Source organism: Streptomyces sp. NPDC039430, from assembly GCF_055639435.1.
Map to the genome: position 1 here is coordinate 92597 of NZ_JBVKAK010000015.1, position 13545 is coordinate 106141.

Sequence of the window (13545 nt, forward strand, 5' to 3'; positions counted from 1 at the left end):
CCGCGCGCGGGCCGTCAGACCTCCAGGTCGGCCTCGATTCTCGTCAGCTGGTGGCGGGCCATCGCCAGATTCGCCCGTGACTTGTCCAGCGCCAGATAGAGGAACAGACCGTTGTTGCCCCGTCCCTTGAGCAGCCGTATCAGGTGGTACTGGCTGCCGAGGGTGATCAGGATGTCCTCGATCTCGTCCTGGAGCCCGAGCAGTTCCATGGTGCGGACCTTGGCCCGGACCACATCGGTGTTGCCGGCCGCGGCCACCGTCAGATCGAGGTCCTTGCCACCGCCGACCGTGCCGAGGGCCATGCCGCTGGCGTAGTCGACGAGGGCGGCTCCCAGGGCGCCGTCGATGACGGTGGTGGCCTGCTTGAGGGCGGCTTCGGTGTTGGCCATGGATGTCGCACTTCCTTTCCGTCCGGTGCGGGCGGTCCGGGAGGTCCCCGGGGCCCGGGTGGCGCGTGTTCCGTGTCTTCCGTGTGTTCCGTGTGTTTCGCGTGAGTTGGGGGTGAGGGCGGGGCTGGGGGCGGGGGTGGAGGCGGGGGCTGTCATGGGTTCATGGGTCAGGCGTTCTCCAGCCGTTCCAGGGCCCCGTCGACCAGCTCACCGATCCGGGTGCTGGACCGCCGGGCCTCCAGATGGAGCCGGCCCACATTGATCCGGGGCTCCGCGAGGAGCGTCAGCACCGCGGAGGAGCCCGCCGCGTACGTCGCGACGTACCCCAGCTCGCCCCGGATCAGCAGCTCCCGGAACCCGCCCTGTCCCGTGGTGTCCGTGAGGCGCAGGGCGACGCCCAGCGCGGCGGCGGTGAGCGCGGCCACCCCCTCCGCCTCCACGTCGGCGGTGTCCTGGGCCAGCACCAGTCCGTCGGTACTGGCCGCGAGCGCGCCGGTGAGCTGGGGGAGGCGGGCCCGCAGGCGCCTCAGCTCGCCCAGTACCTCGGCTTCCGCCGTCATCAGCTGTCTCCTCTCGGCACGTGCCCGCAGCGCGCGCCTCATGACGGCGTGGCGCGGTCCGGCACGACGTCGGACACGGCGGGTCCTGTCCGGGCCCGGTGGATGGAACGGGGAGTCACAGGCTTGCCTCCAGGGCGTCGCGGAGCCGGCGTAACAGGGCGATGTCGGGATCGGCCGAGACCGTCGCGACCCAGGAGGGGACCGCCGTGGGCGTGGCCGCCGCCGGTTCGGCGGGCGTCTCGACCAGCCCGGCCGCGGCCAGCCGGCGGATGTCCAGCAGGGTGTGGAACGCGGGCCTGCCCAGCGCCCAGGCGATGGCCAGTGGTGTCCGTACCCCGTCCGCCAGCTCCAGCAGCACGCGTTGGCGGCGGGTGACCGCCTGGCCCGCCGCCGGTTCGCGCGCCCGCACGGGCGCGGTGTCCACGGCCGCGTACGGCCAGACCTGGTCGAGGAGTTCGCGTCTGCGCCGGGTCTCGCGCTCGACGGCGGACGCGGAGACGGGGCGTACGGGACCGATCCAGTGCGCGACGCCGTAGCGGAAGCGAGTGGGCCCGCTGCCGGGGGCGAGGGCGAAGTAGGCGGCGTCGAACAGCGCGCCCAGATGGCAGATCTCCAGCTCGCCGCCGCCGATCCTGCCGCTGTCGACCAGGAACCGGCCGACCTCGCGGCGCGCGCCCGCCCGGTCGACCGCCTCTTCCCAGCCCGCGCGCGGCAGCCGGCCGCCGGTGGTGAGCAGGACGTCGATCCCGGGGGCGGCGGGGCTCTCCGCGTGCACGACATGGCCGTCGGCGAGATAGAGCGTGCCGTGGTCGCGCAGGAGCGCTCCGGTGGCGCGTTCGCCGGCCAGCCGGACGAGCATCGGGGAGACCGGGGGCACCGGGGGGATCGGAGGGATCGGGGAGACCGGGGGGACCGGGGGCATCGGGGGGATCGGGGAGACCGGCGGGACCGGGGAGTGCGGGGGAGCAGAGGAGGCCGCGGTCTGCGAGGGGGGCGGGGTCGGGGGGTGCGCGGACGCCGCCGTCATCCCAGCACCAGCCGTTCGGCGAGCTGTCTCAGCCGTAATCGGGCCAGAGCGAGGTTTCCGGTGTCGCGGTCGAGCCAGAGATGAAGGAAGACGCTGCTGTCGAACGTCGTCTCGACGAAGCTCAGGAGGTGGTAGCCGGTAGGGGTGGTGACGATGAGGTCCTCGACGGGCGGGCCCTTGTGCCCGGCCGCGACGGCCGGGGCGAAAGCCGTGTACTCCGCGGCGGCTCTGGCCAGTTCGGCCGTCTCGGCGGCGGTCGCCTCATGGTCGCCGTTGGGCGATTCGCCCGCCGTGCCGAGCGCGAGACCGCTCGTCCAGTCCACGATCGCCGCTCCGCGCGCTCCCGGCAGGTTCATGGCCTCGCGCAGGCACGCGTCGATTCCGGGCACGCGGACTCCCCTCCCAGCCGGGCGTGCGGGCGCACTGTTGTGCGGCAGTGACGGCGAGATTACGCAACGTTCGTGCGGGGGGTGGGGGTTCTGGCATTTTCCATCGGAACATGCGCTCCGGGCTGCCGGGGACCGGCCACTTCCGGCCGTCCCGGCCCCTGGGCCGCCCGTACCGCTCCGCCGGGCCCGCCGTCGGCGGTCCGCCGGCCGTCCCGGCCGGCCGGCGGTCGTCCTGGCCGGCCTACAGGAGCGCGTCGGCGTATCCGCCGCCCGACTCGGTGACGATCTCCGCGACCGTCTGCGCGGCCCGTACCGTCGCGAAGCGCACCCCGCCGCCGGCCGCGCCCGGCACCGTCACGAAGCCGTGGACACCCGGCCTGGCCAGGCTGTTGTACGCGTAGTGGTTGGAGAAGTAGTACGCGCCGGTGTCGAGGGCGGCCACCAGATCGCCCTGCTCCAGCAGCGGCAGGGGCCGGTTCTCGGCGAGCAGGTCGCCCGCGAAACAGGCCGGGCCCGCGATGTCCTGGGCCACGGCGGGGCCCGTCCTGGGCCGTCCCCCGGCGTCGTACGCGGCGATGCGCAGCGGCCAGGAGGCGGGATCGTAGACGGTACGGGTGGCGACCTGCGCGCCCGCGTGGGTCACCGCGATCGGGCGGCCACCGGCGGACTTGGCGTATTCGACGCGCGCGAGGACCGTGCCGTGCTTGGCGAGCAGAGAACGGCCGAATTCGGTGACCAGTCCGTAGCGTCCGTCCAGCAGCCCGGGGACGGTCTCCCTCAGCAGCCGGGCGTAGGCCGCGTACGTCGGTGTCTCCTCGTCCGAGGCGAAGTTGACCGGGAGACCGCCGCCGATGTCGAGGGTGTCGATCTGCCGGCGGCCGGCCGCCGCGTTGATCTCCTCGGCCAGTTCGTACACCGTCCGTACGCCCTCGGTCATCCGCTCCAGCGGGACGCCCTGCGAGCCGGAGTGGGTGTGCAGCCGGGTGAGCCAGGGGCGGTCCAGGAACGCCTGGACGACCCAGGCGCGGGCGCCCTCGTCGCGCAGCGCGATGCCGAACTTGGCGGTGGCGGTGGCGGTGGAGAGGGCGCCGATGGAACCGCCGCCGACCTGCGCGTTGATCCGCAGCCCGAGCGGGGAGGCGGCCGGCCCGGGTCCGGCGGCCGGTCCCTGGCCGGAACCCTGCCCGGAGCCGATGAGGGCGTCGAGCCGGTCCAGTTCCTGGGGGTTGTCCGCGTTGACCGCGATGCCGAGGGCGAGGGCCTCGTGCAGCTCGGCGGTGGTCTTGGCGGGGGAGTCGAGGACGGTGTGCTCGGGCCGTACGCCCGCCGCGCGGGCGAGGGCCAGCTCACCCGGGCTGGCGACCTCGGCGCCGATGCCCTCTTCGCCGAGCAGGCGCACGACGGCCACCAGCGGCGCGGCCTTCACCGCGAAGGCGTGCAGAACGGCCGTGCCGGGGGCGGTGACCTCGTCGAAGGCGGTACGGAGCGCGGCGGCGGAGGCGCGGATTCCGGCCACGTCGAGCAGGGCCACGACGGGCTCGGCCTCGCTGATCAGGCCCTGTGCCACGGCGGCCCGTACGGCGAGGTCCCGGCGGGCCGCCGCGCCGGGGGCGGCGCTCGTGCCTTCGTCCGCGGAGCCGTTCCTGTCGTTCCTGTCGTTCCTGTCGTTCGAGCCGTTCGAGCCGTGCGGGGGAGTGCCGCCGCCGTCATCGTTGTGCTGAACCGAAGCCATGTCTGCCAGCCAATCATCCGCCGACCGGCCACGCAGCTGTTGACTACAAGTATTCATCCGGCAAGGATGTGAATAGATTGGCCAACAGGCCGGTCGGCAGGCCAGTCGGCAGAGTCACCACGGAGGAGGCATCGCCATGTCAGGACCACGCCCTGTACGGGCTCCGCGCGGTACGGAACTGAGCGCCCTGGGATGGCAGCAGGAAGCCGCCCTCCGCATGCTCCAGAACAACCTGGACCCCGAGGTCGCCGAACACCCGGACAAGCTGGTCGTCTACGGCGGCACCGGCAAGGCCGCCCGCGACTGGCGCTCCTTCGACGCGATGGTGCGTACGCTCCGCACCCTCAAGCAGGACGAGACGATGCTCGTCCAGTCCGGCCGTCCGGTCGGGGTGATGCAGACCCATGAGTGGGCGCCGCGCGTGCTGCTCGCCAACTCCAACCTGGTCGGCGACTGGGCGAACTGGGAGGAGTTCCGGCGCCTGGAGGCCCTCGGGCTCACCATGTACGGGCAGATGACGGCCGGATCCTGGATCTACATCGGCACGCAGGGCATCCTCCAGGGCACGTACGAGACGTTCGCCGCCGTCGCCGCCAAGAAGTTCGGCGGAACGCTCGCCGGGACGATCACCCTCACCGCCGGTCTGGGCGGCATGGGCGGCGCCCAGCCGCTGGCCGTCACCATGAACGACGGTGTCGCCATCTGTATCGACTGCGACCCGCGCGCCATCGAGCGCCGGATCGAGCACCGCTATCTCGACGTACGGGCCGACAGCCTGGAACACGCGCTCCAGCTGGCGACCGAGGCGCGGGACGCGCGCCGGCCGCTCTCCATCGGCCTGCTCGGCAACGCGGCGGAACTGCTCCCCCGGATGCTCGCCGAGGGTGCCCCCATCGACATCGTCACGGACCAGACCTCCGCCCACGACCCGCTGGCCTATCTGCCGCTCGGCGTCGACTTCGACGAGATGGCCTCGTACGCCGCCGAGAAGCCCGCCGACTTCACCCAGCGCGCCCGTGCGTCCATGGCCCGGCATGTCGAGGCGATGGTCGGCTTCATGGACGCGGGCGCCGAGGTGTTCGACTACGGCAACTCCATCCGGGGTGAGGCCCAGCTCGCCGGATACGACAGGGCCTTCGCCTTCCCCGGCTTCGTGCCCGCCTATATCCGGCCGCTCTTCTGCGAGGGCAAGGGCCCGTTCCGCTGGGCCGCGCTCTCCGGCGAGGCGTCCGACATCCACAAGACGGACAAGGCGATCCTCGACCTCTTCCCGGAGAACGAATCCCTGCACCGCTGGATCAAGATGGCGGGCGAACGCGTCCACTTCCAGGGCCTGCCCGCCCGGATCTGCTGGCTGGGCTACGGCGAGCGCGACAAGGCGGGCGAGCGCTTCAACGACATGGTCGCCTCCGGTGAGCTGGCCGCGCCGCTGGTCATCGGGCGCGACCACCTGGACTGCGGCTCGGTCGCCTCCCCGTACCGCGAGACCGAGGCCATGCTCGACGGCTCCGACGCCATCGCCGACTGGCCGCTGCTCAACGCCATGGTCAATGTCGCCTCCGGCGCCTCCTGGGTCTCCCTCCACCACGGCGGCGGCGTCGGCATGGGCCGCTCCATCCACGCCGGGCAGGTCTCGGTGGCCGACGGCACGAAGCTCGCCGGCGAGAAGATCCGCCGCGTCCTGACCAACGACCCGGGCATGGGCGTCATCCGCCATGTCGACGCGGGCTACGACATCGCGGAAGCGGTCGCCGACGAGCGCGACGTCCGCGTCCCGATGCGGGAGGGCGAGTGACCGCGTCACCGTCCCCCGCGCCGGGGCACGCCGAGGGCGCGCCCGGCGACGCCGGCCGGCCACCCTCCTTCCAGGAGATGTGGCGCGAACTCGCCCCGCTCGGCCGCGACTCCGGCAGCGGCGGCTACCGGCGGTACGCCTGGACCGCCGCCGACGCCGACTGCCGCGCCTGGTTCCGCGCGCAGGCCGAGGCACGCGGGCTGGCCTACGAACTCGACCGCAACGGCAACCAGTGGGCCTGGCTCGGCGATCCCCTCGCCGGGGACGCCGTCGTGACGGGGTCGCATCTGGACTCCGTACCGGACGGCGGCGCCTTCGACGGGCCGCTCGGTGTCGTCTCCTCCTTCGCCGCACTCGACGAACTCCGTGCCAGGGGCGCGCGGTTCAGCCGCCCCCTGGCCATCACCAACTTCGGTGACGAGGAAGGCGCCCGCTTCGGTCTCGCCTGTGTCGGCTCCCGGCTCACCGCGGGCCGGCTCACCGCGGAGCAGGCCCATGAACTGCGCGACGGCGACGGCATCACGCTGCCGCAGGCGATGGAGGCGGCCGGCCACGACCCGTCCACGCTGGGCCCCGACCCCGAACGCCTCGCGCGGATCGGCGCGTTCGTCGAGCTGCATGTCGAGCAGGGCCGCGCCCTCGACCTGTCCGGCGACCCCGTCGGTATCGCGTCGGCGATCTGGCCCCACGGCCGATGGCGCTTCGACTTCCGGGGAGAGGCCAACCACGCGGGCACCACCCGCCTCGCCGACCGCCGTGACCCGATGCTGACGTACGCGGAGACCGTGCTCGCCGCCCGCCGCGAGGCCGGACTCGCCGGAGCCCTCGCCACCTTCGGCAAGATCTCCGTCGAACCCAACGGCGTCAACGCCATCCCCTCCCTCGTCCGTGGCTGGCTGGATTCCCGCGCCGCCGACCAGTCCGCCCTGGACACCGTGGTCGCCGGTATCGAGGCCGCCGCCCGCGCGTGCGCGGACCGGGCCGGGATCGAGCTGTCCGTCGTACGGGAGTCCTTCACCCCCGTCGTCGAGTTCGAACACGCCCTGCGGGACGAGCTGGCCAAGATCCTCGGGCAGCGCCCCGGCCGCGGCGCTCCCGTACCCGTCCTCGGCACCGGCGCCGGGCACGACGCGGGTATTTTGTCCGGCTCCATCCCCACCGCCATGCTGTTCGTACGCAACCCCACCGGGGTCTCGCACTCCCCGGCCGAATCCGCGGCCGAGGACGACTGCGTGGCCGGGGTCCTGGCACTGGCCGACGTACTGGAAGGACTCGCCCGCGCATGACGCACCCCACAGCGGCACCGGGCAGGACGCGGGTCACGGACGACGGGACGGCCACCAGAAGCGGGCGGACCACCGCACCCGGGGCGGCCACCGAGCCGGAGCCCGGCACCGGGACCGGGACCGCGGCCGCGCCCGGCCGCGCCGTCCCGGCCGGGCCCGCCGGCCCCGTCTACTGGCTGGAACACGCCTGGCTCGGCACCCATGTCGAGCCGGGTGTCGCCGTCGCCGTCACGGACGGCCGGATCGCCGACGTCCGCACCGGCGTCACGACCCCGCCGCCCGAAGCGGTCGTCCTGCGCGGACTGACCCTCCCCGGCCTGGCCAACGCCCACTCCCACGCCTTCCACCGCGCCCTGCGCGGCACCGTCCAGGTCGGCTCCGGCACCTTCTGGACCTGGCGCGAGATCATGTACGGAATCGCCGCCAAGCTCACCCCCGACTCGTACTACGCCCTCGCCCGCGCCGTCTACGCGGAGATGGCGCTCGCCGGTATCACCGCCGTCGGGGAGTTCCACTACCTCCACCACACCCCGGGCGGCGCTCCGTACGACCGGCCGAACGCGATGGGGGAGGCGCTGATCGCGGCGGCGGCCGAGGCCGGGATCCGGATCACGCTCCTGGACACCGCCTATCTCTCCTCCGGCATCACGAAGCGGCGCGGCGGCGCGCCCCCCGACCGCCATCAGATCCGCTTCTCCGACGGAACGGCCACCGCCTGGGCCGAACGCGCCTCCGACCTCGCCTCGGCCCACAAGGACAGCGCCCACGCCCGGATCGGCGCGGCGATCCACTCCGTACGCGCCGTGCCCGCCGAGCAGCTCTCCACCGTCGCCGAGTGGGCCGAGGCGCACCGGGCGCCGCTGCATGTGCATCTCTCCGAGCAGACCGCGGAGAACGACGCCTGCCTCGACGTGCACGGCCGCACCCCCACACGTCTGCTCGCCGACCACGGCGTACTCGGCGCCCGTACCACCGGCGTGCACAACACCCATCTCACCGACGAGGACATCGCCCTGCTGGGCGCCGCCCGCACCGGCACGTGCATGTGCCCCACGACGGAACGCGATCTGGCCGACGGCATCGGCCCCGCCGCCCGGCTCCAGCGGGCGGGCTCGCCGCTCTCGCTCGGCAGCGACAGCCACGCCGTCATCGACATCCTCGAAGAGGCCCGCGCGATGGAACTCGACGAACGGCTGCGCACCCGCAGCCGCGGTCACTGGACGGCCGCCGCCCTCCTGCACGCGGCGACCTCCACCGGCCACGCGGCCCTCGGCTGGCACGAGGCGGGCAGGATCGAGCGCGGCGCGCTCGCCGATCTCACCACCCTCGCCCTGGACTCGGTCAGAACAGCGGGCACGCTCACCCGGCTCGGAGCGGAGACAGCCGTATTCGCCGCCTCCGCGGCGGATATACGCCACACCGTCGTCGCGGGCCGCCAGATCGTCCGGGACGGTGTCCACGCCCTCGTCCCCGACGTGCCCAAGGCCCTCGCCGAGTCGATCGCAGCCCTGCGCGGCTGACGCCGCGGACGCCGCCGAAGGAGAAGACCGTCACGATGACGACCACCACCACGGCGGGAACCACCGCCCTCACCAACATCGCCAGTCTGGTCACCAACGACCCCTCCCTCGGTGACGGAACCCCCATCGGTCTGATCCAGGACGCGGCCGTCGTCATCGACGGCGACCGCGTGGTCTGGGTCGGTGAATCAAGCAAAGCACCCGCCACTGACAACGCCGTCGACGCCGGTGGCCGGGCCGTGATCCCGGGCTTCGTGGACTCCCACTCCCATCTCGTCTTCGCGGGCGACCGCACCCAGGAGTTCAACGCCCGGATGTCCGGCCGCGCCTACTCCGCAGGCGGTATCCGCACCACCGTCGCCGCGACCCGCGCCGCCACCGACACCGAACTGAGCGCCAACGTCGCCCGCTACCTGGCCGAGGCGCTCCGCCAGGGCACCACCACCCAGGAGACCAAGTCCGGTTACGGCCTGACCGTCGAGGACGAGGCCCGCGCCCTCCGTATCGCCCGCGCGCAGACCGACGAGGTCACCTACCTCGGCGCGCACATCGTCCCGCCCGACCACGCCGGTGACCCGGCCGCGTATGTCGCCCTCGTCACCGGCGAGATGCTCGACGCCTGTGCCCCGTACGCCCGCTGGATCGACGTCTTCTGCGAGAAGGGCGCCTTCGACGGGGACCAGGCCCGCGCGATCCTCACCGCGGGAGCCGCGAAAGGACTGCACCCCCGCGTCCACGCCAACCAGCTCTCGTACGGTCCCGGTGTCCAGCTCGCCGTCGAACTCGACGCCGCGTCCGCCGACCACTGCACGCATCTGACCGACGCTGACGTGGACGCCCTCGCCCACAGCGCGACCGTGGCCACGCTGCTCCCCGGCGCGGAGTTCTCCACCCGCGCCGCCTGGCCGGACGCCCGCCGCCTCCTCGACGCGGGCGCGACCGTCGCGCTCTCCACGGACTGCAACCCGGGCTCGTCCTTCACCTCGTCCATGCCGTTCTGTATCGCGCTCGCCGTACGCGACATGGGCATGACCCCGGACGAGGCGGTCTGGTCGGCCACGGCCGGCGGCGCGGCCGCGCTGCGCCGCCAGGACATCGGCCGCCTCACCCCGGGCGCCCGCGCCGACCTCGCTCTCCTCGACGCCCCGAGCCATGTGCACCTGGCGTACCGCCCCGGGGTGCCCCTGGTCACGGCGGTCTGGCGGGCCGGCGAACGGGTCCGCTGAAGCCGGGGTGACCGGCCGGGCCGGGCCGACCAAGGCCCACACCGGCACCGGCGAGCGGGCCCGCTGACCCCCCGGTCCACGGGCTCCCCGCCGCCCGGCGCGGGTTCGCCGGCCCCCCGGTCCTGAACCCGCGCCGCCCGGCGCGCCCTCACCCCTTCAGTACGGCCACCTCATCGATCTTCGCCCGCAGCCTCCGCACCGCCTGCGTCTTCGCGTACGGCTTCAGCCTGCGCTGCATCGTCTCGAAGTGCTCGTCACCCCGCGCCGACGAGACATGCTCGTAGTCCTCCAGGAACTGCCACCAGCTCGCGCACGCGGCCTCCAGATGCCCCAGCTCCAGCTGACGCTGCGCCAGCACCGCGAGGAAGTGGACCCTGCCCTGCCGTTCGTTCTTCTGCTGCGCCTTCAGGGACTGCTGGAGCGCGGATATCGAGCCCGGCAGATCCTTGAACTCGTACAGCACATGGGATGTGTGGAACAGATACGCGGTCGCGTCGTAACCGCCCACGGACTCACGCCGGTTGTCGGCCTTCGTCAGCGCCGTCTCGGTCTCCCTGAGCCGGGCGAACGCCTGCCGTTTGTCGCCGACCATCGCCGCGGAGTGGGCCTGCTGCCCGGAGAGGAAGGCCCGCAGCCGCGGCCCGGCCTTCGGGGACGCCTCGGCGGCCGAGTCGGCGAGCTCCAGCGCGCGCTTGCCGTAGCCGAGATTGGACGCCTGGAGGGACATGCCGCGCAGCGTCCGGCAGTACGTCGTGTGGTCCTCGGCGGCGCCGGCCAGTTCCAGGGCCCGGAGGTAGTACCGCTGGCCGAGCCCGTGCGCCCGCTCGTACATCGCCATCCACCCGGTCAGATAGACCAGGTCGGACGCCGCCGACAGCATGTCGCTCCGTACGCCTTCCGGAGCCTCGGCCTTGAGCCAGGGCATGACGGTGTTCACGAGAAACGCGGCGGCCATCGGGCGCGCGTGCCCTCCGCCGAGCTCATCGAGAATGTCCGCTATTCGATCGGTCATCGTACGTACGGCCTGTACTTGCGGCGCGCCGATCCGGGCCGTCCGCTTGCCGGGGGGCGCGCTCGCCGAGGTGGCGGCATGTGCCAGATCCGGAAACAGCGGTACCACAATCGCGGCGGAGAACAAGCCTGCGGCTATCAAACTGCGACGCGACGGGTCCATATCGGCCCTTCCCATGTCGACCAGTTCTTCGAACGTGTTGACGCCGGAAGCGACGGAGGAGCCGGGTACGCCGGAGCCCGCCGGGACGTGCGCGGAGGCCGCGACCGGCAGACCGGCCTCGGCATGGGTGACCGGGCGCCTGAGCTTGCGCGCGAACGCCTCCACGATCAGTGGTCTGACCTGCTCCTTCGGGGTGGTGCCCGCGACCCAGTGGGAGACTGCGGACTGGTCGTAGCGCAGCTGGAGCCCGGCTTCCGCGCCGATGCGATTGATGATCTGTGCGAACTGCGCACGGGACCACTTCGCCTGCTCAAGCAGAGAGGCCAGCCCGGCATTGGGTGTGCGTGAGTGACGTGAGTTACTCGCCATGCCTTTAACTCCCCCAAGCGTTCATGGCTTTCATTCTCGGACCTGCCCTCCACGGTACCCGGGGAGGGTAATAACGCGGTTTTCTCTTCAAGTAGACGCCGAACACACGAAGAGAGCGGGGGGCCAAGGTGACCACAGTGACAGACCGCAGAGCCGGAGGCACAGAGGAAAACGCACACGGGAAGGCATTGGCATATGACGATATCGCCTTCGATGTCATAGCCCTGAACATCGACCGCGCGCTCGCCCCGCATCGCATGATGCCGCCGCCGGTGGAGATCGCCGATCTCACCAACCGGCTGATCGACCATGGGGCGTTGCTCGTCGGATGCGTCGAACGGATCCCCGAGACCGAGCACACGGTCAGGGCGAAGGGCGCGCTGAAGGACTGGTACGACCTGACCGGCAGCGGGCCGGGTGGCGGCGCCATGGCGAACTGGGTGCACATGCGTGCCCTGGCCCGCATGTGCCGCACGTTCATGGACTACCTGCACGAACGTGAAGGGCGGCACCGGACATGACTCCTGAAGCGAAGCATCAGGCGTGGTTCGTGGTCGCGGTCTGCACGCTGGGGCTCACCATCGCCCTGGCAGTCGGGCTGCGCCTGTAGGCCCTCTGGTGCCGATCTCAGCTGCGGCGGGCCTCAGCTAACGCAGTACCACCGGCAGTTCCCGCACGCTGTTGCCCACAAAGCTCCGATGGCGCGGAAGCTCCTCTTCCGGGACCGTGACCCTCAGGTCCGGGAAGCGTGTGAACAACCGCCGCAGCGCGATCGTCGTCTCCATCCTCGCCAGAGGTGCGCCCAGGCAGAAGTGCGTGCCGTGGCCCAGCGACAGATGGCGGGTCGTGGAGCGCGTACGCCGCGTGATGTCGAAGCGGTCCGCGTCCGGGCCGTGGGCGGCGGGATCACGGCCGGCGGCCGAGAAGCCCGCCAGTACCGGAGTGCCCGCGGGGATCAGCGTGCCGTCCACCGTCAGGTCCCGGACCGGATAACGGAACGGGAAGAAACTGACCGGGCTGTCCCAGCGCAGCGTCTCCTCGACCGCGTCCGCCCAGTCGGCCCCACCGGCCCTGATCAGCTCCAGCTGGTCCGGGTGGGCGCAGAGCGCGCGCACCGCGTTGGTGATCAGATTGAGCGTGGTCTCATGACCGGCGATGATCATCACGATCATCGTGCCGATGAGTTCGGCCTCGCCGAGCCGGTCGCCGCCCTCCTCGCGCGCGGCGATCAGGGCGCTGGTGAGGTCCTCGCCGGGACGGTCCTTACGGGAAGCGGCCACCGCCGTGAGCACCGCCACCATCTCCCGGTTCGCGGCCACGGCCTCCTCGGGCGCGATGTCGGTCGCCACCACCTGGTTCGACAGTACGTGCAGCCGGTCCCGGAACTCCTCGTCCACGCCGAGCAGTTCACAGATGACGCTCATGGGCAGCGGCAGCGCGAAGTGCGCCCGCAGATCCACCACGCCGTCGTCCGCCCGCGCCGCCGCGGTCTCCGTACCGTCCAGCAGGTCGTCGGTCAGCCGCTCGATGCCGGGCCGCAGCGCCTCCACGCGCCGCGCCGTGAACGCCTTGCTCACCAGCGACCGCAGCCGCCGGTGATCGTCGCCGTCCGAGGTGACCATGCCCTGCACGGTCGCGAAGGTCCGCAGCGGCCAGCCGTCCGGAATTCGCCCCTCGCGCAGCGCGGTGAAATGCCGCGCGTTCTTGGCGACATCGGGATGGCCGATGAATTCCCTGAGCGCCTCGTGCCCGAGCACCGCCGCCGCCGGCACGTCCCCGGGGAGCAGGACCTCGGCCGCGGCGCCCTTCGCCAGCAGCGCGGCGTTGGAGGCGTGCGGGCAGGCGCCGGAGGAGTCCATCCGGTGGGGCACATATGACGCCGTCACTGGACTCTCCCTCCCGGCACGCCTGATACAGGGTCGCTCCCGATCCTATGAGGGAGAGGGGGGCGCGGCACAGGAGCGGTTCCGGCCTCTTCCGGCTTCTTCCGGCCTGTTCCGGCGGCTTCCGGCGGCTTCCGGGGTGTTCCGGCCTGTTACGGACCGTTGTCCTGGAGTGATTTGGGCGGGTACCGTCCT

The 13545-nt window shown here is 72.2% G+C and carries 12 protein-coding genes; 5 read left to right on the forward strand and 7 right to left on the reverse strand.

Annotated features, from left to right (window positions below; translation table 11 throughout):
* Positions 1 to 14: 14 nt before the first annotated feature.
* The 5 genes from ACZ7LS_RS29445 to ACZ7LS_RS29465 form a co-directional block, all read right to left on the reverse strand.
* Positions 15 to 389 carry a hypothetical protein gene (locus tag ACZ7LS_RS29445; RefSeq protein WP_382521739.1) on the reverse strand — a complete coding sequence of 125 codons (375 nt, stop codon included), beginning with the start codon at positions 387 to 389 and terminating at the stop codon, positions 15 to 17.
* Positions 390 to 556: 167 nt separating this feature from the next.
* Positions 557 to 991, reverse strand: a complete 435-nt coding sequence (locus tag ACZ7LS_RS29450; RefSeq protein ID WP_382673126.1) for a roadblock/LC7 domain-containing protein — start codon at positions 989 to 991, stop codon at positions 557 to 559.
* A 73-nt stretch (positions 992 to 1064) separates the two neighbouring features.
* Positions 1065 to 1808 carry a transcriptional regulator gene (locus ACZ7LS_RS29455; protein WP_382673123.1) on the reverse strand — a complete coding sequence of 248 codons (744 nt, stop codon included), beginning with the start codon at positions 1806 to 1808 and terminating at the stop codon, positions 1065 to 1067.
* A 164-nt stretch (positions 1809 to 1972) separates the two neighbouring features.
* Entirely contained in the window at positions 1973 to 2365 is a 393-nt protein-coding gene (locus ACZ7LS_RS29460) for a hypothetical protein (protein ID WP_382521733.1), read from the reverse strand.
* A 241-nt stretch (positions 2366 to 2606) separates the two neighbouring features.
* Positions 2607 to 4097 (reverse strand): type III PLP-dependent enzyme domain-containing protein, encoded by a 1491-nt coding sequence (locus ACZ7LS_RS29465; protein WP_385135841.1) that lies wholly within the window; start codon positions 4095 to 4097, stop codon positions 2607 to 2609.
* 136 nt (positions 4098 to 4233) lie between these two features.
* Here ACZ7LS_RS29465 and hutU point away from each other — a divergent pair, with 136 nt between their 5' ends.
* The 4 genes from hutU to hutI all read left to right on the forward strand — a co-directional run bounded on the left by hutU (position 4234) and on the right by hutI (position 9924).
* A complete protein-coding gene (gene hutU / locus ACZ7LS_RS29470) occupies positions 4234 to 5892 on the forward strand; it encodes a urocanate hydratase (RefSeq protein WP_385135843.1) in 1659 nt (552 codons plus the stop codon).
* Between the two features lie 77 nt (positions 5893 to 5969).
* On the forward strand, positions 5970 to 7178 hold the full coding sequence (locus ACZ7LS_RS29475) for an allantoate amidohydrolase (RefSeq protein WP_382876396.1): 1209 nt from the start codon (positions 5970 to 5972) through the stop codon (positions 7176 to 7178).
* Positions 7175 to 8698, forward strand: a complete 1524-nt coding sequence (locus tag ACZ7LS_RS29480) for a formimidoylglutamate deiminase (RefSeq protein ID WP_385135846.1) — start codon at positions 7175 to 7177, stop codon at positions 8696 to 8698. Before ACZ7LS_RS29475 ends, ACZ7LS_RS29480 begins: the two co-directional genes overlap by 4 nt.
* A gap of 35 nt (positions 8699 to 8733) precedes the next feature.
* On the forward strand, positions 8734 to 9924 hold the full coding sequence (gene hutI / locus ACZ7LS_RS29485) for an imidazolonepropionase (RefSeq protein ID WP_382521722.1): 1191 nt from the start codon (positions 8734 to 8736) through the stop codon (positions 9922 to 9924).
* A 148-nt stretch (positions 9925 to 10072) separates the two neighbouring features.
* Here hutI and ACZ7LS_RS29490 read toward each other — a convergent pair whose 3' ends face one another.
* Entirely contained in the window at positions 10073 to 11467 is a 1395-nt protein-coding gene (locus ACZ7LS_RS29490; protein ID WP_382521719.1) for a hypothetical protein, read from the reverse strand.
* 188 nt (positions 11468 to 11655) lie between these two features.
* On the opposite strand from ACZ7LS_RS29490, the gene ACZ7LS_RS29495 reads away from it, so the two are divergent.
* Positions 11656 to 11988, forward strand: coding sequence for a DUF6415 family natural product biosynthesis protein (locus ACZ7LS_RS29495; protein ID WP_129769974.1), 333 nt, complete (start codon positions 11656 to 11658; stop codon positions 11986 to 11988).
* Between the two features lie 126 nt (positions 11989 to 12114).
* On the opposite strand, the gene ACZ7LS_RS29500 is transcribed toward ACZ7LS_RS29495, so the two are convergent.
* Positions 12115 to 13326 (reverse strand): cytochrome P450 family protein, encoded by a 1212-nt coding sequence (locus ACZ7LS_RS29500; protein ID WP_382522222.1) that lies wholly within the window; start codon positions 13324 to 13326, stop codon positions 12115 to 12117.
* Positions 13327 to 13545 lie beyond the last annotated feature (219 nt).

What these genes read in the sequence shown, in the direction of transcription:
- ACZ7LS_RS29490 (WP_382521719.1), bottom strand. Translation starts at nt 11,467, where the DNA reads ATGGCGAGTAACTCACGTCACTCACGCACACCCAATGCCGGGCTGGCC.
- ACZ7LS_RS29465 (WP_385135841.1), bottom strand. Translation starts at nt 4,097, where the DNA reads ATGGCTTCGGTTCAGCACAACGATGACGGCGGCGGCACTCCCCCGCAC.
- ACZ7LS_RS29500 (WP_382522222.1), bottom strand. Translation starts at nt 13,326, where the DNA reads ATGGACTCCTCCGGCGCCTGCCCGCACGCCTCCAACGCCGCGCTGCTG.
- ACZ7LS_RS29450 (WP_382673126.1), bottom strand. Translation starts at nt 991, where the DNA reads ATGAGGCGCGCGCTGCGGGCACGTGCCGAGAGGAGACAGCTGATGACG.
- ACZ7LS_RS29455 (WP_382673123.1), bottom strand. Translation starts at nt 1,808, where the DNA reads ATGCTCGTCCGGCTGGCCGGCGAACGCGCCACCGGAGCGCTCCTGCGC.
- hutU (WP_385135843.1), top strand. Translation starts at nt 4,234, where the DNA reads ATGTCAGGACCACGCCCTGTACGGGCTCCGCGCGGTACGGAACTGAGC.
- hutI (WP_382521722.1), top strand. Translation starts at nt 8,734, where the DNA reads ATGACGACCACCACCACGGCGGGAACCACCGCCCTCACCAACATCGCC.
- ACZ7LS_RS29475 (WP_382876396.1), top strand. Translation starts at nt 5,970, where the DNA reads ATGTGGCGCGAACTCGCCCCGCTCGGCCGCGACTCCGGCAGCGGCGGC.
- ACZ7LS_RS29445 (WP_382521739.1), bottom strand. Translation starts at nt 389, where the DNA reads ATGGCCAACACCGAAGCCGCCCTCAAGCAGGCCACCACCGTCATCGAC.
- ACZ7LS_RS29480 (WP_385135846.1), top strand. Translation starts at nt 7,175, where the DNA reads ATGACGCACCCCACAGCGGCACCGGGCAGGACGCGGGTCACGGACGAC.